The sequence below is a fragment of the Sinorhizobium fredii genome (assembly GCF_002944405.1).
Lineage (GTDB): Bacteria > Pseudomonadota > Alphaproteobacteria > Rhizobiales > Rhizobiaceae > Sinorhizobium > Sinorhizobium fredii_C.
In genome coordinates this window covers 1-25,982 of record NZ_CP024310.1, presented here as the reverse complement: position 1 = coordinate 25,982, position 25,982 = coordinate 1, and the positions used below count along the sequence as shown (strand labels likewise).

General features: G+C 63.9%; 18 protein-coding genes and 3 pseudogenes. 16 read left to right on the top strand and 5 right to left on the bottom strand.

The genetic code is table 11. The features are described from left to right. The first annotated feature begins 66 nt into the window (after positions 1-66). From NXT3_RS23720 to NXT3_RS23695, 6 genes are all read left to right on the top strand, one after another. The gene (locus NXT3_RS23720; RefSeq protein ID WP_104840713.1) at positions 67-675 is read left to right on the top strand and encodes a LysE/ArgO family amino acid transporter; all 609 of its coding nucleotides are present in this window, start codon (positions 67-69) and stop codon (positions 673-675) included. A 47-nt stretch (positions 676-722) separates the two neighbouring features. Continuing rightward, the gene (locus NXT3_RS23715) at positions 723-1,355 is read left to right on the top strand and encodes a LysE family translocator (protein ID WP_097539806.1); all 633 of its coding nucleotides are present in this window, start codon (positions 723-725) and stop codon (positions 1,353-1,355) included. A 14-nt stretch (positions 1,356-1,369) separates the two neighbouring features. Beyond that, a complete protein-coding gene (locus NXT3_RS23710) occupies positions 1,370-2,260 on the top strand; it encodes a dihydrodipicolinate synthase family protein (RefSeq protein WP_104840712.1) in 891 nt (296 codons plus the stop codon). A gap of 182 nt (positions 2,261-2,442) precedes the next feature. Further along, positions 2,443-3,261 carry an isocitrate lyase/PEP mutase family protein gene (locus tag NXT3_RS23705; protein WP_097526964.1) on the top strand — a complete coding sequence of 273 codons (819 nt, stop codon included), beginning with the start codon at positions 2,443-2,445 and terminating at the stop codon, positions 3,259-3,261. 394 nt (positions 3,262-3,655) lie between these two features. Then, the gene (locus NXT3_RS23700) at positions 3,656-7,060 is read left to right on the top strand and encodes an adenylate/guanylate cyclase domain-containing protein (RefSeq protein WP_104840711.1); all 3,405 of its coding nucleotides are present in this window, start codon (positions 3,656-3,658) and stop codon (positions 7,058-7,060) included. Between the two features lie 23 nt (positions 7,061-7,083). Further along, positions 7,084-7,470 carry a YybH family protein gene (locus NXT3_RS23695; RefSeq protein WP_104840710.1) on the top strand — a complete coding sequence of 129 codons (387 nt, stop codon included), beginning with the start codon at positions 7,084-7,086 and terminating at the stop codon, positions 7,468-7,470. Between the two features lie 75 nt (positions 7,471-7,545). Here the strand turns inward: NXT3_RS23695 and NXT3_RS23690 are convergent, their stop codons facing one another. Next, positions 7,546-8,211 (bottom strand): TetR/AcrR family transcriptional regulator, encoded by a 666-nt coding sequence (locus NXT3_RS23690; RefSeq protein ID WP_104840709.1) that lies wholly within the window; start codon positions 8,209-8,211, stop codon positions 7,546-7,548. A 293-nt stretch (positions 8,212-8,504) separates the two neighbouring features. Here NXT3_RS23690 and NXT3_RS23685 point away from each other — a divergent pair. From NXT3_RS23685 to NXT3_RS23660, 5 genes and pseudogenes are all read left to right on the top strand, one after another. Then, a pseudogene (locus tag NXT3_RS23685) lies at positions 8,505-9,067 on the top strand (TRAP transporter small permease). Positions 9,068-9,077: 10 nt separating this feature from the next. After that, on the top strand, positions 9,078-10,358 hold the full coding sequence (locus NXT3_RS23680) for a TRAP transporter large permease subunit (protein WP_037421395.1): 1,281 nt from the start codon (positions 9,078-9,080) through the stop codon (positions 10,356-10,358). A 62-nt stretch (positions 10,359-10,420) separates the two neighbouring features. Further along, positions 10,421-11,437 carry a TRAP transporter substrate-binding protein gene (locus tag NXT3_RS23675; RefSeq protein ID WP_104840708.1) on the top strand — a complete coding sequence of 339 codons (1,017 nt, stop codon included), beginning with the start codon at positions 10,421-10,423 and terminating at the stop codon, positions 11,435-11,437. Between the two features lie 87 nt (positions 11,438-11,524). Beyond that, positions 11,525-12,385: a shikimate dehydrogenase gene (locus NXT3_RS23670; protein WP_097526957.1), complete on the top strand. Its 861-nt coding sequence runs from the start codon at positions 11,525-11,527 to the stop codon at positions 12,383-12,385. A 278-nt stretch (positions 12,386-12,663) separates the two neighbouring features. Next, a complete protein-coding gene (locus NXT3_RS23660; protein ID WP_104840707.1) occupies positions 12,664-14,553 on the top strand; it encodes a bifunctional sugar phosphate isomerase/epimerase/4-hydroxyphenylpyruvate dioxygenase family protein in 1,890 nt (629 codons plus the stop codon). Positions 14,554-14,678: 125 nt separating this feature from the next. Here the strand turns inward: NXT3_RS23660 and NXT3_RS23655 are convergent. Both NXT3_RS23655 and NXT3_RS23650 read right to left on the bottom strand, forming a co-directional pair. Next, positions 14,679-16,447: pseudogene (locus tag NXT3_RS23655) on the bottom strand (adenylate/guanylate cyclase domain-containing protein). A gap of 391 nt (positions 16,448-16,838) precedes the next feature. Beyond that, on the bottom strand, positions 16,839-17,996 hold the full coding sequence (locus NXT3_RS23650) for a ceramide glucosyltransferase (protein WP_199773433.1): 1,158 nt from the start codon (positions 17,994-17,996) through the stop codon (positions 16,839-16,841). A 452-nt stretch (positions 17,997-18,448) separates the two neighbouring features. Between NXT3_RS23650 and NXT3_RS23640 the strand changes: the two genes are divergently transcribed. Then, on the top strand, positions 18,449-19,786 hold the full coding sequence (locus NXT3_RS23640; protein WP_104840705.1) for a mechanosensitive ion channel family protein: 1,338 nt from the start codon (positions 18,449-18,451) through the stop codon (positions 19,784-19,786). On the opposite strand, the gene NXT3_RS23635 is transcribed toward NXT3_RS23640, so the two are convergent. Further along, a complete protein-coding gene (locus NXT3_RS23635; RefSeq protein ID WP_104840704.1) occupies positions 19,722-21,143 on the bottom strand; it encodes an aminotransferase-like domain-containing protein in 1,422 nt (473 codons plus the stop codon). The genes NXT3_RS23640 and NXT3_RS23635 overlap by 65 nt on opposite strands. 93 nt (positions 21,144-21,236) lie before the next feature. On the opposite strand from NXT3_RS23635, the gene NXT3_RS23630 reads away from it, so the two are divergent. After that, entirely contained in the window at positions 21,237-22,100 is an 864-nt protein-coding gene (locus NXT3_RS23630; RefSeq protein ID WP_097526953.1) for a DMT family transporter, read from the top strand. 164 nt (positions 22,101-22,264) lie between these two features. Beyond that, entirely contained in the window at positions 22,265-22,765 is a 501-nt protein-coding gene (locus NXT3_RS23625; protein WP_097526952.1) for a hypothetical protein, read from the top strand. 20 nt (positions 22,766-22,785) lie between these two features. On the opposite strand, the gene NXT3_RS23620 is transcribed toward NXT3_RS23625, so the two are convergent. Continuing rightward, complete coding sequence (locus NXT3_RS23620; protein WP_097526951.1) at positions 22,786-23,928, bottom strand: RHE_PE00001 family protein; 1,143 nt, start codon at positions 23,926-23,928, stop codon at positions 22,786-22,788. A 468-nt stretch (positions 23,929-24,396) separates the two neighbouring features. Between NXT3_RS23620 and NXT3_RS23615 the strand changes: the two genes are divergently transcribed. Beyond that, complete coding sequence (locus NXT3_RS23615; protein WP_037421364.1) at positions 24,397-25,233, top strand: hypothetical protein; 837 nt, start codon at positions 24,397-24,399, stop codon at positions 25,231-25,233. Positions 25,234-25,309: 76 nt separating this feature from the next. Next, a pseudogene (locus tag NXT3_RS23610) lies at positions 25,310-25,718 on the top strand (VOC family protein). Positions 25,719-25,982: the final 264 nt, after the last annotated feature.

Genomic DNA, 25,982 nt, shown 5'->3' with positions numbered 1-25,982 from the left:
ACTAGCCTGAATTCTTCCGTCGCGATACCGGAAACGCTCATCTCGTTTCTGGAGCGCTTCGCAGGTATGAATTTTTCGGTTTATGTCACAGGCCTGATGATGGGGCTCAGCCTGATTGTGGCGATCGGCGCGCAGAATGCCTTTGTGCTGCGCCAGGGGCTGCGCAACGAGCACGTGTTCGCCGTCTGCCTTGCCTGCGCCCTGTCCGATACCTTGCTGATCGTCCTGGGGGTGACCAGCTTCCGGCAGATTGCCACGCTTCTGCCTTGGCTCGATCCGGCCATGCGCTATGGCGGGGCGGCGTTCCTGATCTGGTACGGCGCCAAGAATCTCTATTCCGCCCTGCGGTCGTCCGGAGCCTTGGCGGCCGGAGAGGAGAGAGCGTCGAGCTTTCGGCAGACCGTTCTGACATGCCTGGCGCTCACCTGGCTCAATCCGCATGTCTATCTCGACACGGTCGTGTTGCTCGGCACGATCTCGACCCGATTTCCGAGTGGCGAGCTTTCGTTCACGACAGGCGCCGTCACCGCCTCCTTCCTGTTCTTCTTTTCGCTCGGCTATGGCGCCACATGGCTGCGACCGATCTTCTCAAACCCGCTGTCCTGGCGAATCCTGGAAACGCTCATTGCTTTTACAATGTGGATGATCGCCTCTAAACTCTTGACCGGAATGTGATTCCGCCGCGCCTCGCAGATTTCCTCGGCTCATAAGGTCCCAAAAGCTTGTCCACCTCCGTCCACCAGCTTCTGCTTGTCTACGCCGCCTATGTGATCGCCGCCGCCAGTCCGGGCCCCAGCAACATGCAGATCATGGGCGTTGCGATGAATAACGGCAGACGGGCAGCACTCCTCCTGGCAGCCGGCGTCGTCAGCGGATCGATCTTCTGGGGCATGATGGCCGCCACCGGCATCTCGGCCCTGCTGACCCGCTACGCCGAAGCCCTGATCGTACTCAAAATCTTCGGCGGCCTCTATCTCCTCTATCTCGCCTTCAAGGCTGCAAGGGCGGCTCTATCTTCCGGCGACAAGGCGGTACAGCCGTCGGGCGGTGATGCCCTCTGCGGATCGGCTCTCTATCGGCGGGGATTGCTGATGCATCTCACCAATCCGAAATCCGTGCTCGCATGGATCGCCTTGGTGACGCTCGGTCTCGGACCGGAAACGTCGTGGCACAGGCTCGGCGCGATCCTCGGCGGCTGCGCGGCTCTGAGCGTCACCATCTTTTGCGGCTATGCCGTTGTATTTTCGACCGCGCCGATGGTGCGCCTCTATCGCCGCGCGCGGCGCTGGATCGAAGGTCTGTTGGCCGTGTTTTTCGGCGTGGCCGGCCTGCGGCTGTTGCTGTCTCGCGCTTGAAGAGGAAAACGATCGTGACGCTCTTCACCGGCCTTTCGGCCTTTTCCATGACCCCGACCGATGCTGCCGGCAATGTCGACACGGGCGCACTTGCGCGTTTGCTCGAGCGTATTCATCTCGCCGGGGTCGACTCGATCGGGCTGCTTGGCAGCACGGGCGGCTACGCCTTTCTCTCACGTGGCGAGCGGCGACGCGCCGTCGAGGCGGCGATGGATTGCGTCGGCGGAAAGACGCCTGTCATCGTCGGCGTCGGGGCGCTTCGAACCGACGAGGCGCAGGCATTGGCGCGGGATGCCAGGTCCGCCGGCGCTGACGGCTTGCTGCTGGCGCCCATGTCCTATACGCCGCTCTTCGAAGAAGAGGTCTACCGGCACTTCGCCGCTGTCGCCGATGCGGGGCAATTGCCGCTCTGCATCTACAACAATCCGGGCACCACGAAATTCACCTTCAGCGACGCGTTGATTGCGCGGCTCTCGAAGGTCGCGCACATCGCGGCGGTGAAGATGCCATTGCCGCAGGACGACGCCTTCGAGGGCGAAATGGCGCGCCTTCGCGGCGAAACACCGCGAGGTTTCTCGATCGGCTACAGTGGCGATTGGGGAGCGGCGGCGGCGCTGCTGGCAGGCTGCGACGCCTGGTACAGCGTGATCGCCGGCCTCTTGCCCTCGGAAGCCTTGGCGCTTACCCGGGCCGCGCAAGCCAGCGATGTTGCCGAGGTCGAGCGGCTCGACCAGGCATTTCAACCCTTGTGGAGCCTGTTCAAGGCGTTCGGCAGCTTCCGCGTCATGTACGCGATCGCGGAAGCGCTCGGCCTTTGCCGGGCCGACCCGCCGTGCCCGATTTTGCCATTGCCGCAATCCGAAACGGCAGGAGTGAAGAACGCCCTTGATCGCGTGCTTGGCTGACCGGCCGGCTCCCGCCAGAGCCGCGATGCCAGCCGCATCAGGCCGCCGGCAGGGCTCCGGCAGGGCGAAAGTCCGCTCATCAGGCAGGTGATGCTCGATCCGATCCCCTACGCGCATCTTTGTTCTTTATTTGTTCCAGCCGGTGTGCAATGCTCGTTCCGGGATATCCGACGAGGTCGCAAATGGACGACAAGCGCGCATTGTTTCGGAAGTTGCATGAGGGCCCCGAAGCCTTCATCATTCCCAATCCCTGGGACATCGGCACCGCCAGAATCCTGGCGGCCATGGGTTTCCCAGCTCTTGCCACGACCAGCGCCGGCATGGCGTTCTCGCTCGGCTTGCCAGAGGGTTCCGCCTCGCGCGAACAGACGCTTGCCCACTGCGGGGCGATCGTCGATGCGACGCCACTGCCGGTTTCGGCCGATCTCGAAAAAGGCTTCGGAGACGATCCCAAGAGTGCTGCGGAGACCGTCGCGGCGGCGGCCGGCATCGGCTTGGCCGGCTGTTCCCTCGAAGACCACACGGGAGATCGGAGCCGTCCGATCTTCGACTTCGCTCTGGCGGTCGAGCGGATCGAGGCGGCCGCCGAGGCCTCTCGGTCCCTTCCTCACGATTTCGTTCTGACGGCTCGGTGCGAGAATTTCCTCTGGGGACGCGCCGATCTCGACGACACGATCAGGCGGCTGCAAGCTTTCGAGCGGGCCGGGGCCGATGTGCTCTACGCGCCCGGCCTGGCCGACCTCAATTCGATCCGAGCTGTGTGCGATGCCCTCACGAAGCCGGTCAACGTCGTGATGGGCATGCCGGGGGCAACGTTCAGCCTGGCGGATCTGGCCGAGGCCGGAGCGAAGCGCATCAGTGTCGGTTCCGCCCTGGCGCGCCTTGCTTACGGTGCAATGGTGGACGCTGCGCGGGAGATGCGGTCGCAGGGGACCTTCCGGTTCTCGGAGAAAGCCATGGGCTTTGCGGAACTGGAGGGATTATTCCGCGCATCATCATAGACGAGATCAGCCTCTCGCGGATGGAAGCTCGCCCTGCGCGCCAGCTAGCAGCGCCACCGTCTGCTGGCGGATCGCCCCGCCGGCACCTGAACGGTGCTCGCGCGCGAAACATGCAAGCGCACCGGATGTCATGCGGCACTGTGCCTTGCCTGCCGCAACGGTGCATCGCGCGTGCGCCGTCACGACCCGCCGGCGCAGTTGGGCAGGCACGGTCGGCCGAGGTATTTCCGATTGGGCAGGCATTCTGCCCATAAATTCCCCGACCTTTCGGTCCTGCTCAACCACCCCGGGAGGGCTCAAGCGGCAGCGCCGTCGCCGCACCGGGAATCGTGATAACCCAAGGCCGGTGTGATAAACTCGTTCCTCCCGGAAGGAGTGGTCGAGGAGAGGCCATATGAATATTGCAACTTGGCTCAAGAGCTTGGGCCTGGAGCAGTATGTTCCGGCCTTCGACGACAACGCAATTGATGCCGATATCCTACCCCGCCTGACGGCCGATGACTTGAAAGAAATCGGCGTAGGCGCGCTGGGCCACCGCAAGCGCATCCTCGAGGCGATAGCCGAGTTGCAAGGACAGCCTGAGACGGCGTCGAGGAAGCCAGATTCGGTCTCACCAATTCCAATGTCGCCGTCGGTAGAACAGCGCGGCGAACCTGGACGCCCGCGCGAGGCAGAACGGCGGCAACTGACGGTCATGTTTGTGGATCTCGTCGGTTCTACCGCGCTTGCCACGCGGCTTGACCCGGAGGACATGCGCGACCTCCTGAGGCAGTTCCAGAATACCACGGCTGGCGAAGTCCTTCGCTTCGCGGGATACGTCGCGAAACTCATGGGCGACGGCGTGTTGGCCTATTTCGGTTGGCCGCAGGCACACGAAGACGAAGCGGAACGCGCCGTTCGTGCGGCGCTTGCGGTCGTCAGTGCCGTGAATGGTCTGCCCGTCAAGGACGGTCAGCAACTCTCGGTCCGGATCGGAATCGCCACCGGGGTGGTGGTTGTTGGTGACCTCATCGGCATCGGGTCAGCACAGGAGAACGCAGTTGTCGGAGAGACTCCCAATCTTGCCGCGCGCCTCCAGGCAATTGCCGAGCCTGGAACGGTCGTCATTTCCGAGCTTACCTACCGCCTTATCGGAAATATGTTCGAGATAACCAGCATTCGGCCACAGAAGCTAGCAGGGTTCGACACCCCCGTCAGCGCATTCAAAGTGATTGGAGAGGGTGGCGCGGAGAGTCGGTTCGACGCGCTTCATGCAAACGAATCTGCGCCGCTTGCCGGGCGCGACCACGATATCGCCTTGCTGCTCGATCGGTGGCGGCTGGCGGCGTCCGGTGAAGGACAAGTGGTCGAACTGTTCGGCGAGGCCGGTATTGGCAAGTCCCGTATTCTGCAGGAATTGCGGGAGCACATGAAAGACGAGCCACATACGCGACTGCGATACTACTGCTCGCCCTATCACGTGGAAAGCGCCCTCTATCCTGTCGCGGATCAGCTGCTCCGAGCTGGAGGCATAAGGCGGACCGACCCTCCCGAGCGTCAGCTTGACTTGCTTGAGCAACTCCTCGCCGGTTCGACCAGGCACCCAAACGACGCCATACCGCTGATCGCGGCATTGCTGTCCATCCCCACCGAGGGGCGCTACCCTAAGATCGACCTTATGGCGCAGAAGCAAAAGACGCGCACGTTCGAGGTGCTGTTCGAGCAACTAGAGGCCCTTGCACGCAGCCAACCAGTGCTGATGCTGCTTGAAGACGCGCATTTCCTGGATCCGACATCGGCCGAGCTATTTGACCAGATCGCAGGTCGGATTCAGCGACTACCTGTAATGCTGATTGCAACATCGCGACCGGAAGGCGCGGCCCGCTGGAGCGGTCTTCCGCACGCGACGTTCTTGACGCTGAACCGGCTCAGCCGTGCCCAAGCGGCCTCTATCATTGCAGCGATGACCGGCGGCAAACAGCTACCGGCCGAAGTGCTGGACCAGATACTCTCGAAGACCGAAGGCGTTCCGCTGTTCGTGGAAGAATTGACCAAGGTCGTCCTGGAATCGGGCCTGCTTGAAGTACGAGATGGCGAGCTGGTTCTGGCTGGCCCGTTACCGCCGCTCGCGGTTCCCGCGACGTTGCACGACTCGCTGATGGCCCGCCTCGATCGCTTGGATTCCATAAGAGACGTGGCGCAAGTCGGGGCGGTGATCGGACGCGAGTTCACGCACGAGCTGCTGGCGGCAGCAACGGGCCTGCCCGAATTGGAGCTTGAGCGCGCAACGAGCCAGCTAGTAGCAGCCGGCCTTGTTTTCCGCCGCGGCAGTGACGGTCAAGCAACCTATGCCTTCAAGCATGCACTGGTCCAGGATGCCGCGTACAGCAGTTTGCTGCACAGCCGTCGTCAGCAGCTGCACGCCCGGATCGCTTTGATACTCGAGGAACGCTTCCCCGAAATCGTGACGACAGAGCCCGAACTGCTTGCGCACCACTTTGGTCAAGCGGGCCTTTTGGACAGGGCTGTCGAGTACAATGAACTCGCTGGTCGCCGGGCGCTTTCACGCTCCGCTTTGACGGAAGCGCGTACGCGTTTCGACAACGCCCTTAGCGGGCTTTCGGCGATACCTCCGTCCGAAGAGCGTTCGCGCCGAGAACTTTCAATCCAACTGGCGCTCGGCAGCACGCATGTTGCTGCGCACGGCTTCGCCGCGCCTCCCACAGCAGATGCCTATGGTCGAGCGCGCCAGCTTTGTGAAGAGCTGGGCGAGACGCGTCTGCTCTTCCCGGTGCTTTACGGACTATGCCTCTACCACCTCTATGCCGCCGAACTGGCGGAAGCACGCAGTGCGGCCAACCGGCTGCTTGAATTGGCGGAACCGAGCAATGATCGCGGACTTTCCTTCTTTGCTCACCGGGCCGCCGGCGTCAGCTCATTGCCTGCCGGTGAGTTCGTCGGCGCCCGGGCACATCTGGAGAAGGCTCTTGCACTTTACAATCCTCGAGAGCACCGATCGCCGGCATTTGTCTACGCCTTTGATCCGCGCGTGGTGTGCCTGGATTATCTCGCCCGCACATTGCTGCCACTCGGCTTTCCCGATCAGGCATTGGCAGCAAACGACGAAGCGCTTGCTGAGGCGCATCGTGTGGGTCATCGCAACAGCCTCGCCCTGCCACTGTTCTTTGGCGGAGTCATCCGCCAGATTCTCGGCGACCACCAAGGCGTCCAGGAGCGGTGCTCGGAACTGACCCGCATTGCCACGGAAGCCGGATTCCGCTTCTGGCTTGCCGGTGCCACAATGCTGAACGCTTGGACAATCGCCGACGCAGGCGATTTCGATCGTGGACGCCTCGAACTCCAACGAGGTCTTGCTGAATGGCGCGATACCGGCGCAGAGTACATGGTTCCCTATTTCATCGCTCTTCAGGCGCAGGTCGAACTGAGAGCGGGCGACCCGGGTGCTGCACTCGTTTTGCTCGAAACAGCCGAGGCAAGGATGGAACGTACCAAGGAGCGTTGGTTTGCGGCCGAGATACTTCGCCTCCACGGGGAGGTGCTGCTGCAACTTGGAGAGGACAAAGCCAGAAATTCCGAGGATCTCCTTGTGGAGGCAATGGCGACGGCACGGGCACAGCGCGCGCGCTTCTGGGAACTGCGTGCGGCGCTCAGTCTCGTGCGGGCCGGCCTTCCCGCGCCAGGCGCTTGCGAGCGGCTCGCACTGATTTATTCCGGATTTACCGAGGGCCTGACGTTGCCTGACCTGCAAGCCGCACATGCGCTCACGGCAACAGCTGAAGGGCTTCGGGCGGCCAACTGATTGATCCGGCCAGGGAGGACGCGATGACACAATCATCTGAAAATATCCGCGGCGAAATTCAGCGGGCAAACGATGAATGGAATTCCGCCTTCAACAGCGGCAATGCTGACGCGGTAGCCGCACTCTATGCGCCGGATGCGGTAGTTTTACCGTCTACGCACGCAGTCATCAGGGGAGCGAGCGCAATCGAAGACTTCTGGAATGGGTTGATCTCGGCTGGAGTGAAGGCCCATCGAATCGAGATGGTCGATGCCCAGTCTGGCGGCGACATCGCCTATGCAATAGGGAAGTGGTCGGCAAGTGCTCCCGGCGAAGGCAGTGAAGCGCAGCGCTACGAGGGGACTGTCGTTACGGTCTTCCGACGCCAAGGTGACGGATCCTGGAAGGCTTGTCTCCACACTTGGAATTGAGCCTGCGCCGCGGCTGGGTGGGAGTCCGGACCTGATTTAAGGGCGAAATCGCTGCCGGCCGGCACGCGCGTCCAGTCATGGATGGGCCGCCCCGACCCCCTCCCCGCCCTTCAGATAGCTCACTACTGCGTCGGCGATCATCGTGCGGTGCCGGCCGATCGTCTCCGGCTCGGAGAGGTCGCGGCGGAAGATCGTGCCGAACGTGTAGCGGTTGGAGACGCGGAAAAAGCAGAAGGCGCTGATCAGCATGTGGATGTCGATCGGATCGGCCGTGCGGCTGAAGGTGCCGTCGGCAAGGCCGCGCTGAACGATGGCATCGATGGTCTGGATCACCGAGACGTTCAGCTCGCGGATCGCTTCCGAACGCAGCATGTGGACGGCATGGTGGATGTTCTCGATGCTGACCAGGCGGACGAAGTCGGGATTGGCCTCGTCGTGGTCAAAGGTGGTGGCGATCAGGGTGCGCAGCGCCTGTTCGGGCGGCAGGTTGGCGAGTTCCAGATCGGCCTCGAGCGTGCGGATCTTTCGGTAGGAGCGCTCCAGCACGGCGAGATAGAGCGCTTCCTTGCTGCCGAAATAATAATAAATCATCCGCTTCGAGGTGCGGGTCCGCTCGGCGATCTGATCCACCCGGGCGCCTGCCAGGCCGTGAGTGGAAAACTCCTCGGTCGCTACCTCGAGAATGTTTTCCTGGGTTCTCGCCGGATCGTTCTTCCTGCCGTTCATCTGCCGTTCGGCCATTGTCGCGCGTCGCCCCCATCTTCCACGAGCCCTTGTTCCGTTGACCTTATTGCCCGCTTCTCCAGATCGAGCCGGAGGCCCCTCTCCCAAGCGATGCATCAAGACATATTCTACCTTGCCGCTTCGTTTCAATAGCAAGCCACTTGACATCCGAACTAGTTAGTACATTTTAACGGAAGAGGGCCGAACCCGCGGAGGAGCGCGGGGTTCTGGCGGCCGGAACCCTCCGGCATTGGGAGACAAGCTCGCGCAAGCGCGTCCGCCAGGGCTCGCCTGTCGCCTGGGAGGAGCGCATGACCCGCATCATCGATTTCTATTTCTTCGCGCTGAAGGTGACGATCGCCCTGCTGCTCGCCGGCATGGTCGTGCTAGTCTTCGGCAATGTCGTTCTGCGCTATGCCTTGAACCAGGGAATCACGGTTTCAGAGGAGCTGTCGCGCATCTTCTTCGTCTGGCTGACCTTCCTTGGCGCCGTCGTCGCCATGCGCGAGCATGGCCATCTCGGCGTCGATACACTCATCAAGCGGCTGCCGCCGCTCGGCGCGAAGATCGCCGTGCTCATCGGCCATGCGCTGATGCTCTATGCCACCTGGCTGATGATCAGCGGCAGCTGGGCGCAGACGCTGATCAATCTTCATGTCGGCGCGCCGGCCACCGGCCTTTCCATGGGCTTCTTCTATGGCGCCGGTCTTGCCTTCGGCATTCCCGCCTTCCTGATCCTCCTTTCCGACGCCTTCGCCATCGCCACCGGCCGTATCGACATAGCGACCGTCGAACTCGTGCGCGACAGCGAGGACGAGTGATCCTCGACGATCTGCCAGAGCCCGCGCTCGGGCCGGTCTCCGCGAAGCACTGAGGAGGCGAGCATGACCGTATCTATCTTTATCGGCGCTCTGCTCGGTCCGATGGCGCTCGGCGTGCCCATCGCCTTCGCCCTGGTCCTCAGCGGCGTAGCGCTGATGCTCTATCTCGGCCTCTTCGACGCGCAGATCGTCGCGCAGAACGTTCTGAACGGCGCCGATAGCTTTCCGCTGATGGCGGTGCCTTTCTTCCTGCTTGCCGGCGAGGTGATGAACACCGGCGGCCTTTCGCGCCGCATCATCGCGCTGGCGATGGCGATGGTCGGCCATATCCGCGGCGGTCTCGGCTTCGTGGCGATCTTCGCCGCCTGCATCCTTTCGAGCCTCTCGGGCTCGGCGGTTGCCGATGCGGCGGCGCTCGGCGCGCTGCTGCTGCCGATGATGCTGAAGAGCGGCCATGACGCGGCGCGCGCCGGCGGCCTGCTTGCGTCGGCCTCGATCATCGGCCCGATCATTCCGCCGTCGATCGGCTTTATCCTCTACGGCGTCGTCGGCGGCGTCTCGATCACCAAGCTGTTCCTCGCCGGCATCTTTCCCGGCCTGATGATCGCCGCCGCACTCTGCATCACCTGGTTTCTCGTCGCCCGCAAGGAACAGTTCGAGCTGCCGCCGCGGGAGACGGGCGCGGTGCGCCTCAAGGCGTTGGCCGACAGCATCTGGGCGCTCATGCTGCCGGTGATCATCATCGTCGGGCTGAAATTCGGCGTCTTCACGCCGACGGAAGCGGGCGTCGTCGCCGCCGTCTATTCGCTCTTCGTCGCCATGGTCGTCTATCGCGAGCTGCCGCCGGCCCAGCTCTTCCACGTCTTCGTCTCGGCCGCCAAGATCACCGCCGTCGTCATGTTCCTGGTCGCCTGCGCCGCGGTCTCCGCCTGGCTGATCACCGTCGCCGACGTGCCCGGCGCGCTTGCCGCCCTGGTCGAGCCCCTGATGGACAACCAGACGGCGCTGCTCATCGCCATCATGGCGCTGATCGTCGTCGTCGGCACCGCCATGGACATGACGCCGACCATCCTGGTGATGACGCCGGTGCTGATGCCGATCATCAAGCAGGCGGGCATCGACCCGGTCTATTTCGGCGTGCTGTTCATCATCAACAACTCGATCGGCCTGATCACGCCGCCGGTCGGCACCGTGCTCAACGTCATCTGCGGCGTCTCGAAGCTGTCGATGGAAGAGTTGATGAAGGGCGTGATGCCCTTCCTGATCGCCGAGCTGATCGTCCTGTTCCTGCTCGTTCTGTTCCCCGAACTGGTAACCGTGCCGGTCTCCTGGTTCGGGCACTGACACAGATTTTTACGCATTCAACACGGCCGGTGGGAGTACCGGTCCAACCCTGGGAGGAAAACATGTTAAACAGACTGACCAAACTGGCGCTGGGCCTCACCCTGCCGCTCGCCTTGATGGCTGCCGGGCCGACCAACGCGGAGATCGGCGAACACACGCTGAAATTCGCCTCGGCCAACAACAAGGGTCACCCGCAGGTGACCGGCATGGAGAAATTCGCCGAGCTGGTGAAGGAAAAGAGCGGCGGCAAGATCGAGGTCAAGCTCTTCCCGGGCGGCACGCTCGGCGGCGACGTGCAGACGATCTCGGCGCTGCAGGGCGGCGTGGTCGAAATGACGGTGCTGAACGCCGGCATCCTCGCCAACAACGTCAAGCAGTTCGGCGCCGTCGACCTGCCCTTCCTCTTCAACAGCGGCGAGGAAGCCGACAAGGTGATGGACGGCCCTTTCGGCGAGAGCCTGATGAAGCTGCTGCCCGATACCGGCCTCGTCGGGCTCGGCTATTGGGAGCTCGGCTTCCGCAACTTGACCAACAACCGCCATCCGGTGACCAAGCTCGAGGACATCAAGGGCCTGAAGATCCGCACCATCCAGTCGCCGATCCCGCTCGAGCTCTTCAACACGCTCGGCGCCAATGCCGTGCCGCTCCCCTACACCGAACTCTATACGGCGCTCGAGACCGGCACGGTCGACGGCCAGGAGAACCCGGCGGCCAACATCCTCAACGCCAAGTTCTACGAGGTGCAGAAGTACATGACGCTGACGCGTCACCAGTACAACCCGCAGATCGTGCTCGTCAGCAAGAAGTTCTGGGATGGGCTGAACGACGAGGAAAAGGCCGTGCTTCAAGCGGCCGCCACCGAGGCGCGCGACTTCCAGCGCAAGGTTTCGCGCGAGAAGGATGCCGAGGCGCTCGCGGAAATCAAGAAGACCGGCATGGAGGTGAGCGAACTCAGCCCCGAGGAAACGCAGAAGCTGCGCGATGCCGTCAAGCCGGTGATCGAGAAGTTCAAGGCCGAGATCGGCAGTGAGACGGTCGAGGCGCTGTTCAAGGAGATCGGCGCCGCACGCGGCCAGTAGCGGCCGGCCAATCGTCCGGTCCGCCCGATCCCAAGCGGCGGACCGGAAGACCCTCGCGACGGGACGGATAAAGTGAGAGCGGAAAGCATGACCGAGACGCTTGTAAGACCCTTGAAGGCCGGCCTGATCGGCGCCGGCATCCAGGCCTCGCTGACCCCGGCGATGCACATGGCCGAGGGTGCCGCCCAGGGGCTCAGCTATCACTACGAGCTGATCGACCTGCAGGCGCTCGGCGCCACGGAGGACGACCTGCCGCGTCTCATCGCCGAAGCGGAAGCCCGCGGGCTTGCCGGCCTCAACATCACCCATCCCTGCAAGCAGGCGGTGATCGTCCATCTCGACGAGCTCGCCCCCGACGCCCGCCGGCTCGGCGCCGTCAACACCGTGGTGCTCAAGGGCGGCCGGCGCTATGGCCACAACACCGACTGGTGGGGCTTTGCCGAGGCATTCCGGCGCGGCCTCCCCGACGCGGACCTCTCCTCCGCCGTCCAGCTCGGCGCCGGCGGCGCTGGCGTCGCGACGGCCTATGCGGCGCTGTCGCTCGGCTTGCGGCAGCTTACCGTCTTCGACCGCGAGCCGGAACGGGCCGAAGCACTCGCCGACATGCTCTCGCCGCTCTTCCCCGAGGCGGAGATCGCGGCAGGCGCCGATCTCGCCGCGGCGATGGCCGAGGCGGCCGGGCTGATCCATGCGACGCCGACCGGCATGGCGAAATATCCGGGGCTGCCGCTCGATGCTGCGCTGCTTGAGTCCGGCCACTGGGTCGCCGAGATCGTCTATTTCCCGCTGGAAACGGCGCTGCTGAAGGAAGCCAGGCGCCGCGGCTGCCGCACGCTCGACGGCGGCGGCATGGCCGTGTTCCAGGCCGTCGGCGCCTTCCGGCTGTTCACCGGGCTTGAGCCGGATGCGGCGCGGATGCTCGAGCATTTCCGGGCGATGACGGGGTGAGGGTTTCGAGGGCTGTGGCGCGAGGAGCATCTACTGAACTGCCGGGCGACACCCCCCTCTGCCCTGCCGGGCATCTCCCCCGCAAGGGTGGAGATGGGCAGGAGGCACCGCCGTCGGCCACGGCAACGCGGCAAGGAGGTTGGCGCCGTCGATGAGAGGAGCGGGGCGCCTGCATCTAGTCGATCTCCCCCTTGCGGGGGAGATGCCCGGCAGGGCACAGGGGGGTGTCGCCCGCCTCCCATTTTTGGCATTTCGATTCTAACCGCGAGGACAGGACGATGAAGACCTCGATAGCGACAGTTTCCTTAAGCGGCGACCTCAGCGACAAGCTGCGCGCCATCGCCAAGGCCGGCTTCGACGGCGTCGAGATTTTCGAGAACGACTTCCTCGCCTTCGACGAGAGCCCGCGCGAGGTCGGCCGGATGGTGCGCGACTTCGGCCTGGAGATCAGCCTGTTCCAGCCCTTCCGCGACTTCGAGGGCATGCCGGAACCGCTCAGAACCCGCACCTTCGACCGCGCCGAGCGCAAGTTCGACCTGATGCAGGAGCTCGGCACCGACCTCGTGCTCGTCTGCTCCAACGTCTCGCCGGCCGCACTCGGCGGCATCGACCGAGCCGCGGCCGATTTCCGCGAGCTTGGCGAGCGCGCCGCCAGACGCGGTTTGCGCGTCGGCTACGAGGCGCTCGCCTGGGGCCGCCACATCCATGATCACCGCGACGCCTGGGAGATCGTCCGGCGGGCCGATCATCCGAATATCGGGCTGATCCTCGACAGCTTCCACACCCTGTCGCGCAAGATCGAGGTTAATTCGATCCGCTCGATTCCCAAGGAAAAGATCTTCATCGTCCAGCTTGCCGATGCGCCGCTGATCGACATGGATCTTCTCTACTGGAGCCGGCACTTCCGCAACATGCCCGGCGAAGGCGACCTGCCGGTGACCGAGTTTACCCGCGCGGTGGCGGCGACCGGCTATGACGGCTATCTGTCGCTGGAAATCTTCAACGACCAGTTTCGCGGCGGCAATGCCAATGCGATCGCCGTCGACGGCTACCGCTCGCTGATCTATCTCGGCGACCAGGTGAAGCGCGCCGAGCCGGATATCGGGCTGCCGGTCCCGGACATGCCGCCGCGCGTCGACGTGAAGGGCGTCGCCTTCGTCGAGTTCACCGCTTCCGAAGAGGAGGCGGGCGAGCTCGAAGCGCTGATCCGCACATTCGGCTTCCGGAAGGCGGCGCGGCACCGGACGAAACAGGTGCTGGTCTACCGCCAGGGCGCCGTCAACCTGGTGATCAACACCGAGCGCGAGGGTTTTGCCAACGCCTCCTATCTGGTGCACGGCACCTCGGCCTATGCCTTCGGCCTTTCGGTCGACGATGCCGCGGCGACCGCCGAACGCGCCCGCGCCCTCGGCGCCGAGCCCTTCGAGCAGGCCGTCGGGCCGGGCGAGCTCAAGGTGCCGGCGATCCGCGGCGTCGGCGGCGGCCTGATCTATTTCCTCGACGACAAATCCGAGCTCGCGAAAATCTGGGAGATCGAATTCGAGCCGGTGACCGACGGCGCCCCGGCGGCGCCGGCCGGCCTCACCGTGATCGACCACGTCGCCCAGACCGTCAAATACGAGGAATTGCTGACCTGGCTACTGTTCTACACCTCGTTGCTCGACACCAAGAAGACGCCGATGGTCGACATCATCGATCCGGCCGGGATCGTCCGCAGCCAAGTGGTCGAAAACAACGCCGGCACGCTGCGCCTGACGCTGAACGGCGCCGAGAACCGCAACACGCTCGCCGGCCGCTTCATCGCCGAAACCTTCGGCTCCGGCGTCCAGCACCTCGCCTTCGCCACCGACGACATCTTCGCGACTGCTCAGGCCCTGCGCGCCAACGGCTTCAAGTCCCTGCCGATCTCGCCCAACTACTATGACGACGTCGAGGCCCGCTTCGGCCTCGATGCCGAGTTGGTCGAGCGGCTGAAGGCCGAAAACATCCTCTACGACCGCGACGACCACGGCGAGTTCTTCCAGCTCTACAGCCCCACCTATGGCGAAGGCTTCTTCTTCGAAATCATCGAACGGAGGGGTTATCGCGGCTACGGTGCGGCAAATGCGATCTTCAGGATTGCGGCGCTGAAGAAGTATTTGAGGCCTGAGGGGTTGCCGAAGGATTGAGGGGATGGGGGATTTTTGGGTTGGCCATTGCGGCCTCTCTCCCCTTTGCGCCAGCACCGGTCATTGCTCCTCCTTGAGCGAGTGGCTGCAGAAGGTGCAAGACCGGACACTCGCCCGGCCTGAAATTACACCAGGCCGGCCTTGCGAAGCCCGTCCACGACTAGCTCGAAATCGTCGGGGTTCTTGTAGGGCAACACTTTGCGACGGTATTCGAGGGAGTAGTCGGGATTGACCCGGAACACCTCCTGCCAAGCCGCGCGGGCATCGTCGAAACGGCCCAGATGGCCGTAGCTCGCTGCCAGGAGCGCGCGCGAGACATCGGTAACGGGATTGCGGGTCAGCCGCTCTTTTAGCAAGCCAACCGCCTGTTCGTACCTTCCCAGGTGAAACGACGCCAAGGCTTGGAAGTGCAATAGCACATCCGGAAAATATGGGTTCAAGACCTTCGCCCGATCGAAATGCTTGAGTGCCTCGTCGGCCCTGGCCGAGTAATTCAGTGCCTCGCCCAGGCTGACGTGCCCTTCAGCGAAGTTCGGATTGAGGACTATCGCACGCTGGGCCTCGCTGATGGCCACGTCGTGCCGTCGCGAATACAATTCGACGATGCTCAGCGCCCAGTGCGCCCTGGGATCGCGATCATCCAGCGCCACCGCCCGCGTCGCAAGCTCTTCCGCTTGCTCGCGCGAATTCGGCGGTGACGGGCTCCATCCATTCAAATAGTCGAGTACGTGGGTGAGGGCCAGGAACGCGTGGGCCGCGGCGAAATTCGAGTCCAGTTTGATTGCACGTTGCAAAAGGTCCCGGGCGGCGACGTTCGTCTCCTTCGTCAGCCGGTGCCACAGCTCTCGGCCACGCAGGAAATAGTCATACGCCTCAATGTTGCCGGTGTGCTCGGGCGCCAGCCGCTGCCGGTCGCCCTCCGTCAGGTTGATCGCTAGTGCGCCAACGATCTGCTGCGTGACGTCGTCCTGCACGGCGAATATGTCGGTGAGGTCGCGATCGAAGCGCTCCGCCCACAGATGTCCGCTCGAGGCTGCGTCGATAAGCTGCGCCGTGATGCGCACCCTGTTTCCGATTTGCGGACGCTGCCTTCCAGCACGTAGCGTACGCCGAGGTTTCTGCCGACCTCCTGCACGTGAACGTTCTTGCCCTTGAACGTGAACGACGAATTGCGGGCGATGACGAAGAGCTGCGGCAGCTTTGAGAGAGATGTGATGATGTCTTCGGAGATTCCGTCGGCGAAATATTCCTGCTCGGCATCACCGCTCATGTTGGCGAAGGGCAGCACGGCGATCGACAGTTTCGGCGGCAGTTCCGTCGTCGGCCGGCTTGTCACCGGCTGTGAGGTCGCGGTTGCCTTTGCCTCGGTGGTGCCGACACGCAGCGAATACACCCGGATCGGCTCGGCGATGTTCTTGAGCTGCGTGTTGCCGAGATCGCTGACTGAGAGGTCAAGCCGCGCCTTGACCTGGCGATAGGCATCCTCGGATAGGCAGATGGCCCCTGGCGCAGCGACGCCCTCCAGACGCGAGGCGATGTTGACGCCGTCGCCCATCAGGTCGCCGTCGCTTTCCTCGACCACGTCGCCGAGATGAATTCCGATCCGGAACTCGATGCGGCGGTCCTGCGGCACGCCGGCATTGCGCTCGACCATACCGTTCTGCACCTCAATGGCGCAGCGCACGGCGTCTACTACACTGCGGAACTCGACCAGCGCCCCATCGCCTGTGCGCTTGATCACGCGTCCGTTGTGGACGGCGATGGTCGGATCGATCAGGTCGCTGCGCAGCGCCCGCAACCTGGCCAAAGTACGGTCTTCGTCTGCGCCGGCCAGCCGGCTGTACCCGACCACGTCGGCAGCCAGGATCGCCGCTAGCTTGCGGTTCTCGCTCACAGGGCCATCTCCTCGTCTCCACAATAACAGGAAGACACAGGGAAGAGGAAATTTTCGGGGTCCCGTTCAGAGCGACTTTGGGTGAGATCATCGCTCGCCATTTGTTCGCCGGCAATCGTGAATGCTCACAATGTCGAGCACTCGCAACCCGGTGCCAATGGCGCAGACGTCCTGCCTGGGCAATGACTGTCCTGGCAACTTTCGGACATTCGACACCGTGACGCCGAAAGTCGGCTCAGGGCCGCAAGCTGCCGCTGCTTTCCGGCAAAGCTCCGCAGCAACCGTTCAGCCTCGCAATGCGCGACATTGAAAAAAGAACGGACCGGGAATTGCACGCGCTCTGCGCCCGAATGAGCATATTTCCCGGGCGTTTCTGACCAGCGCCAGCTCCCTACGACGTACTCACCACCAGCGGCAGCTCACCCGTTTCCAGCCGCGACTCCTGCGAGCCGATCGACATTCTGTTGCCGCGCCAGTCGGCGCTGCCGGCGAACCAGCTGCGGACCCAGATGACCGGCAGCAGCAGGTCGCGGGTGAGCATGGCGACGAGCGACCAGCGGGAGAGATGCCAGTTCTTCCAATGGACGAGCAAAATTTCCGGCAGGTAGGCGGCAATTGCGACAAGAGCCGCGACGGCGAGCACGCTGTGACCCGCAGCGATGGCGACGAGCGTCGACAGCAGGAGCGGCGGCACGACGCCGGCCAGAATCTCCAGGCCGAAGAACTGGGGAAAGGTGACGCGCCGCAGCCGCGCCCAGCGACACTGCCGCGCCCAAACCTCGCGGAACGTCCGCGTGCCGAGCGGCTGGTCGAACGGCGCGGAAACGAGGTGCACCTTCAGGCCGAGGCTTCTCACCAGTTTCGTCGCGGCCGCATCCTCGGCGATCTCCGCCGCCAGAGCCTGGATGCCGCCGTTGGCATCCAGCATGCTCTTGCGCCAGAGCATGCTTTTGCCCTGCGCAAAGCCGAAGCCGAGGGCTTCGCCGGCATATTGCCAGCGGGCCTGATGGGCGTTGAGGAAGGCGCATTCGACCTCCGCCCAGAATCCATTCGGACGCGACCCGAGCGGCGTTGAGCAGACGAGCCCGGACTCGCGTCCCCACGCTGCCATCAGCCGAATAAGGTAATCGGCCGGCATCAGCACGTTCGAGTCGGCGAGCACCACCCATTCATGCGCGGCCGCATTCCAGCCCTTTACGCAGTTGTTGAGCTTCGGATTGGCGCTGATCCGGTCGTCGCCGATGAGGATCGCCGCGGGAATGCCCGGGTGGCGCCGGCGCGCGGCCTCGATCAGCGGAATCAACGGATCCTTGGCATCGGCGACGCAGAAGATGACTTCGTATTCCGGCCAATCCAGGCGAAACGCGCTTTCAAGCGTTTCCCGGGAAAATTCTTCGATTCCGCAGAGCGGGATGACGAGGGAGACCGGCGGTCGATAGGTCGTCCGCGGCTGCGGGCCGAGACGTGGCCAGATCCGCCAGCCCGCTATCATCAGGCTCAACAGATTGATGGCTAGGAAGGCACCGGCGACGAACAAGATGAGCATCATTTACCCGGGCAACGAACCGCGATTCCGACGAAGTTGAGTTCCGGATAAACATCATCGCAAGATGACAGGCGGATGACAGTTGGGCGCTCTCGGGGCCGTGGCTGAAGCACCCCCCTCTGGCCTGCCGGCCATCTCCCCCACAAGGAGGGAGATCATTTGCGGCCGGCCCCTCGCTCCGACCTTGCCGCTTCTGTAAGCGGAACGCTTCGGTCGAGGTGCAAAGCGTGCCACATCCAATCTCCCCCCTTGTGGGGGGAGATGGCCGGCAGGCTAGAGGGGGTGGCCATCCGCATTCGAGCCCTTGCTGCGTGGGACGAATTGAACAAATTCCCTGCCCGGTTAATTATATGTCTGCGCAGTGCGCCTTTTCAGGGCGCCCGACGGCCGCCGCTTGTTCCATGCCCTGTCCTCGTACAGGAACAGGCAGCACAAGAATTGCGAAGACAGAGACGATGGATTTCGTCGAGACCATCAATGCCACCGCGGCGTGGCTCGAGCGGTTTGTGCTCAACGAATGGACGCTCTATCAGTGCGCCGTGATCGTCGTCGGCTATTTCGCTTGCGGCCTCGCCGCTAAGCGCCTGGAGCCGGCGCTCGAAGCCCGCGCCCGGATGATCAGGGGAAATCCGGACCTGCTGCGCGTCATCATCGCCTTCATGCGGCGGCTCAAATGGCTGTTCCTGATCGTCTGGCTGTGGATCGCCGACGTCGTGCTGTCGCGCTACGGCTGGCCGTCCTACCGCTGGCTGGTGGGGACGGTGCTGACGCTGGTCGCCGCCTGGTTCATCATCGCCGTCTTGACCCGCATCATCCGCAACCAGACGCTGGCGCGCGTCGTCGCCGTCCTCGGCTGGCTCTACTTCGCGCTTTACGCGCTCGGGCTGGATCGCCCGGTGCTGACGGCGCTCGACAATGCCGCCGTCAATCTCGGTGCCGTTCGCCTTTCGCTGCTGCTCGTACTGAAGGCGATCGTGCTCTCCGCCGCAATGATCTGGCTCGCCGTTCTCACCGGCAACATGTCGTCGAATTGGATCCAGAAATCCGCCGACCTGACGCCGTCGCTGAAGGTGCTGATCAGCAAGCTGATCAAGATCGGGCTCATCGTCCTTGCCGGCACGATCGCGCTGTCGGCGACCGGCATTGATCTGACGGCGCTCACCGTCTTTTCGGGCGCCGTCGGCGTCGGCATCGGCTTCGGCCTGCAGAAGGTGGTGTCGAACTTCATCTCCGGGATCATCATCCTGCTCGACAAGTCGATCAAGCCGGGCGACACAATCACGCTTGGGGAAACCTTCGGCTCGATCCGCGACCTGCGCTCCCGCTTCGTCTCCGTCATCACCCGCGACGGCAAGGAGTACCTGATCCCGAACGAGGACTTCATCTCCAAGCAGGTGGTGAACTGGTCGTTTTCCAGCGACTATGTCCGCATCGACGTGACCTTCGAAACGTCGCCGAAGAGCGATCCGCACGAGGTCGCCCGGCTTGCGATCGAAACCGCCAAGAGCGTTCCGCGGGTCGCCAGCGTCTATGCCGAGCCGGTCTGCTGGATGACCGGTTTCGGCGGCTCGTCGCTTACCTTCAAGCTCAGATTCTGGATTTCCGATCCGGCGAACGGGCTCACGAACATCCGCGGCCAGGTGTTCATGGCGCTCTGGGACGCCTTCCAGGCAGCCGGCATTGCGACGCCTGACCCGCGCGAGATCATCATGAAGACGCCGGTCGATATCACCGGCGCAGAAGAGCCGACAGCTCGCGAAACAGCCGCTCGTCCTCGGACTGTGCCACGTTGAAGCGCAGAAAATTGCCGGCCGTCTGCGCCTGGCTGAAGACATTGCCGGGGGCGAGCACGATGTTTCTGGCAAGCGCCCTTCTGGCGACGTCCGCGGCGTCGACGCCGTCCGGCAGCCGGCACCAGACGAACATGCCCGCCTGCGGCTCGATCCAGGGCTCAATGCCGATCGCCCGGAGCTTTCCGATCGTCTCGGCCATTGCCCGCGACAATCGCTGCCGCACCGTCTCCATATGCTTGCGATAGCTGCCGTCCTTCAACAGCGTCAGCACCAGCTCGGCGGAAAATCCGGGACCGCCGAAACCGGTGGCGATCTTCAGGTCGGCGAGCGGCTCGATCCATTGGCGGGGCGCGACGATGAAGCCGCAGCGCACCGCCGCCGACAGCGACTTCGAAAAGCTGCCGATATGCACCACCCGCTCGAGCCCGTCGAAGGCGGCAAGCCGCGGCGCCGGCGCCTCTTCGAAATCGGCAAAAATGTCGTCCTCGACGATCGTCAGCCCCGCCTGGTCGGCGAGCTTCAAGAGGCGGTGGGCGATAAGCGGCGAGAGCGTCGCGCCGGTCGGATTGTGGAGGGCGGAATTGGTGATGTAGAGTCGCGGCCGGTGTTCTTCGAGCGCAGCGGCAAAGCGCTCGATGTCCGGCCCGGCCGGCGTATAGGGAATGCCGACGATTTTTGCCTGATGCGCCCGGAGCAGCGCATGAAAGTTGAAGTAGCACGGATCGTCGACGAGCACGGTTTCGCCCGGCTCGACGAGGAAGCGGCAGAGGAGGTCAATCGCCTGGGTGCCGGACTCCGTCAGCATGATCTGCTCCGGCGAGGCTTCGATGCCGTGCTGCGCCAGACGGCGGGCAAGGAGCGCGCGGAGCGGCAAGAGCCCGAACGGCGGGCCGTAGTCGACGAGCGTCGAGGCACTTGCCCGCGCGACCGACCGCAAAGCCCGGCGCAGCCCCTCTTCCGGCATCCATTCGGCCGGCAGCCAGCCGCAGCCGGGCTTCAACACATTGCCGTCCGCCTCGAGCGCCTGCCGCGAGATCCACAGGGGATCGACCTCGCGCTCCACCCGCGGGCCGAGTTCGGCAAGCGACAAGGGGGCTAGCGGCGCGGCGACGAAGAAACCGGAGCCCGGCCGCGATCGGATCAGCCCCTCGGCCGCCAGCCGCTCATAGGCCTCGACCACGGTCGACTTGGAAACTTTCAAGCTCGTCGCGAAGGCACGGATCGACGGCAGCCGGGCGCCGGGTGTCAGGCTGCGCCCGGCAATTCGGTTCCTGATCGTCGCCATCACTCTTTCGATCAGCGTCTCGCCGTCGGCGTCGACAGTCTGCGGCCTCATCCGTACCGGTTCCTCATGCATGACAGTTTTGCAGAACTGTACTCCACCGTCTCTGGAAGAGCCAGCCGCCTCAACCGATAGAGATGGCGCCGATAGGGGTGAAGGGAGCATGGCATGGACAGGATCACGAGCGGCTGGATGAACGGCATGGCCGGCGTATTGATTTTCTCGGGCTCGCTGCCGGCGACGCGGATCGCGGTGATGGACTTCGATCCGGTCTTCTTGACCGTGGCCCGCGCGACGATCGCCGGGCTGCTCGCCTTCGGCCTGCTCGTCGCCTTCCGCGAAAGGCGACCCGAGCGCGGCGATCTGCTGCCGCTGGGCATCGTCTCGCTCGGCGTCGTCGTCGGCTTCCCGCTGCTGACGGCGCTGGCGCTCCGGCACGTGACCTCCGCCCACTCGATCGTGTTCGTCGGGCTGCTGCCGCTCGCCACCGCGATCTTCGGCGTGCTGCGCGGCGGCGAGCGGCCGCGTCCGGCCTTCTGGCTGTTTTCCGGGCTCGGCAGCGCCATCGTCGTCGGCTTTGCGTTGCGCCAGGGGTTTTCCGCCTCGCCGCTCGGCGACCTGCTGATGCTTGCCGCCATTCTCGCCTGCGGCCTCGGCTATGCCGAAGGGGCGAAGCTGTCACGCAAGCTCGGCGGCTGGCAGGTCATTTCCTGGGCGCTTGTGCTGTCGTTGCCCGTGATGGTCGGGCTGGCGCTCGCCACCATGCCGGCAGACTTCGGGAACTTGCGCGCCGCCTCCTGGCTCGGCCTCGGCTATGTCTCCGTCTTCTCAATGCTGGTCGGCTTCATCTTCTGGTATCGCGGCCTCGCCCAGGGCGGCATCGTCGCCGTCGGCCAGTTGCAATTGCTGCAGCCCTTCTTCGGGCTCGCCTTGGCGGCGACCCTGCTCGGCGAGACGGTGAGCTGGACGATGCTTGCCGCCACACTGGCGATCGTCGCCTGTGTTGCCGGCGCGAAGAAGTTCGCGAGCTAGCCGCGGTTGCGGGCGCGCCGCCCCGACCATCTCCCTAAAGCTGTGTCCCTGCCCGAGGGTGGTCGATGTTAGTATCGGCACAAGGGGAACTTCCAGGCGGGCGGTGCGTTGGGGCAGATGGCAAAACGCGTCCGGCCTCGGACGATTGGGGGAGGCACTCACCGGTGAACAGGCATCTTCTCGTCGCAGCCATGCTGTCGCTTCTTGCGGGCACGGTTCAGGCCGATGAATCGGCCTTTCTCGGGTCGCTGGAGGGGCAATGGACCGGGGGCGGCATGGTCAGGGTTCGCGTCGACAGGACGCCGATCAACGTCTCCTGCAACTTCGATTCGCAAGCGAGCGAGGCCGCGCTGTCGATGCGGGGCACCTGTCGCGGCCTGATCGTCGTCTCGCGCTCGATCGGCGCCGACCTTCAGTTTACAGGTGTCAACTACAGCGGCACCTATGTCGGGCCGAGCGGCCGCAAATCAACGCTCACCGGCAAGCGCCGCGGCAGCGCCATCAACCTCACTATCCATTGGGCGCGGGAGGTGAACGGCGACCGCCGCGCCAACCTGACGCTGCAGAAGGTGGGCGAGAACGGCATGAAGCTCGTGACCGTCGACGTCGATCCGCGATCCGGCAATCGGGTGGTCACCAGCGAAATCAATCTGCAGCGAAAGTAGCCGGCGCTTTACGCGAGGCGTCAGATCACGCCCCAGCCGCGATAGCGTCCCCTGCCGGTGATCTCGCGCACTCCGAGCTCGCGCACCAGATTGAGCGCGCCGCGCTGGGTGACGCCGAGATGCCGGGCGATCATCGCCGTCGAGACGACCGGCCGGGAAAGGACGAGATCGATCAGCCCGGGGAGGTTGCTGTTGGAGCGCCTGTCCTTGATCCGCATCTCCATCTGCGTCCTGGCGAGCGACAGCCGGTCGAGCTCCTTGAGGCCGAGATCGGCCGTCATCGCCATAGCCTCGAGAAAGGCATTGAGGCGCGTCAGCCGGTCCTTCGACCGGCGCCGCTCGTGGCGGATCGTCTTCAGCCCGGTGTTGAAGGCAAGCACGTGCGAGGCGACCTTGCCGCGCGAGCGAAGATAGGCGCCGACGAGCAGCGCGCCGAGCCAATGCTGGCGGCGCAGCGGCTCGATCCTTTCCCAGGCGTCGAAGAGCACCGCGGCGCCGAGGCAGGCGGGCAAGGGGTCGGCGGCGGCGAGGATCTTCCGCCACGCATCGAGCCGCGCCGTCTCGTCCCAATCCTCATCGAAGAGCAGGCCGAGCTGGCCTCGAGGCTCAGCCGCCCGCTGCGGGGACAATGCGGGACCGCCTTCGGCTAGGCTGCCGGAGTGAAATTCGAGGAGCCGCTGCGACCGGGCAATGGCCGCGTCGAGCTCGGCGAATTCGCCGGCGAGCGGGTTGTCGTCGGCATCGTCCGCCGCTTCCGATGCCCCGTCGGGGCTCGGCCGGGCATCCCGTGCGATTGCTTCATTCGCGGCGGCAGCGCCCTGGTCTCCCCTCAGCGCATTCATCCCCGGCAAGGTCAACGCCCAGCCGGGCTCGGCCAGTTCCAGGCGGCGCCGGGCCCGCAACACGCCATGGGCGATCGTCAATTCGTGAGAAGGCGCTCGCGCATCCATGTGCGAATCGTGTAATACGAGATCCTCGACATGGACGAGTTCGCCTGCTACCCAGAGAGCCGCCGCCGCGTCGAAGAACTGTCCGCGTTCGCGAAACCCCTCGGCAATGGCATGGCGGGCGGCGCGTTCATCGAGCCGGGCAAGCCCGTCCTCCGCGGCGATCAGGCCCGGAAGCAGCGCTGGATGAAGCGGATCGGGTGTTTCATATCTCATTAAAAAGACGTAGCCTTTTGCTGAAACGGAAGCTAACACGAGTTTTTGTTCCGTCACAGGGTGAGGCAACGTTGCCCACTGGAATTTTGCCGGTCGGCACCGCCAGCTAGCCAGACGACTAATCACCGGCCACGCGGCGGCAAACACCGGCCGCCGATCGAGTTGACAGCTGTCAACAGCATCCGACTCGGATCAAGGCAAACCTGTTCCGACGTGAGACGCGGCGCACCGCCAAGGCATTCTTTGCAGGTCCCGGCCCTTCTCCTAAAGTTGACAGCTGTCAACTCCGTGCCCGGCCGGTGTCGGCGGCATGCCCCTGCCCCGGTCCCTCGTTCGGACTTGCGTCGCCAACTGTCGGCCTCAAGCCCGCATCTTGCCAGTGGTCGACAATTCCTGCTTTAAGACGCGCGGGGCAAGTTCCAGCGGTACGCATTTTCCGCAGGCACAGACACGAAAGAAGCGGCATTCATGACAAGCGTTCTGGCAGCAAGCGGCGGCGTCAAGCAGGTGATCTGCATCAGTTGGGGCACCAAATACGGCCCTCCCTTCATCAACCGGCTCTATGCCATGGTGGCGCGCAACATCACCCCGCCCTTCACCTTCACCTGCTTCACCGACAGCCGCGACAACCTGCGGCCGGAAATTCTCTGCGAAGACCTGCCGCCGCTCGATGTCGAGATGCCGAAGAACACCAAAGGCATCTGGCCGAAGGCGCGTCTCTGGGGACCGAAGCTCGGCAGCCTCAAAGGGCCGGTGCTGTTCCTTGACCTCGACGTGGTGATCGTCGGCTCGCTCGACAGCTTCTTCGAGGTCGGCGGACCGGATGACGTCGTCCTGGCAGTCAACCAGACGACGCCTTTCGAACGGCTCGGCCAGACGTCGGTGTTCCGCTTCCCGGTCGGCAAGCTCGTGCCGTTGCAGGAGAAATTCCGGGCCGATCCGCAAGGGGTGGCGGACGAATATCGGTTCGAACAGCGCTTCGTGACGCGCAACGCCCCAGGCGGGGCAAAATTCTTCCCGCGCCGGCATGTCCTGCATTTCCGCCAGGATTGCCGCTGGCCGTTTCCGCTGAACTATTATCTCGCCCCGCGCCTTCCCGCCGACGCCCGGATCGTCCTCTTCCCGCGCGGGCTGTTGCCGCAGCACGCGATCGACGGCCAGTTCGGCTACAAGGGCCGCGCCTCCACGCCGCTCGGCCACGTCTGTGGTCTGTTTTCTCCCGAGCGAAGGGAAAGAAACCCGTTCCGCTATCTGCGCCACTATATTCGACCGACCCAGTGGGTGGCCGAACACTGGCGCGAGTGATTGCCGGGCGGAGTTGACAGCTGTCAACAGGGTTTGAAGTTCGGCGCTGCTTGACCATAGCGAGAAGGAAAGCGATGTGCCGCTCAATAGGCTGGTTATCTATGCCAAAGATGTCGAAGAAACAGCCCGCTTTTACGAGAAGCACTTTGGCTTCGAGGTAAGCCGTCGGCTTGGCGACCGAATCGTAGAACTGTGCTCCCGGGACGGCGGCGCAAATCTCCTGCTGCATCCGGCAGCAAAAGGGCAGCGCGGCGGTCGATCGGCTATCAAGCTCGTCTTCGACGCGGAGAATGTCGAGGCCTTCTGCCGGCGATCCGCGGCATTGGGACTTGAGTTCGGCCCCATACACCAAGCTGACGGCTATCAATTCGCCAATGCCAAAGACCCCGACGAAAACTTCGATCTCGGTCTCACGTCGCGCCTTCCGCAAGACGGATCGAAAACACGTCCACGTGTATCGACAGGCGGCCGACTCCGAGGGGTGAGTGACCAACGTGAATCCAAGTAGCGGAAACGATTGGCGAGTTAGCTTCCGTGTGGCGAGTAGCGAAGCTTTTCTGTCAATGCGTTACGATAACCGCAATTTCGTTAAGAACAGGTTGTCGGATCACCAACGACGATTCCGGTTGCGCGGAGGCTCCGACACCTGCAACGGCAAAACAATGCCGTCAGGGCACCGCGCACGAAGTGGCGCGGCTTCCCAAGTCTTCCAAACAACGAGCTTGCCTGTCCTGTCCTCTCATCCGGCG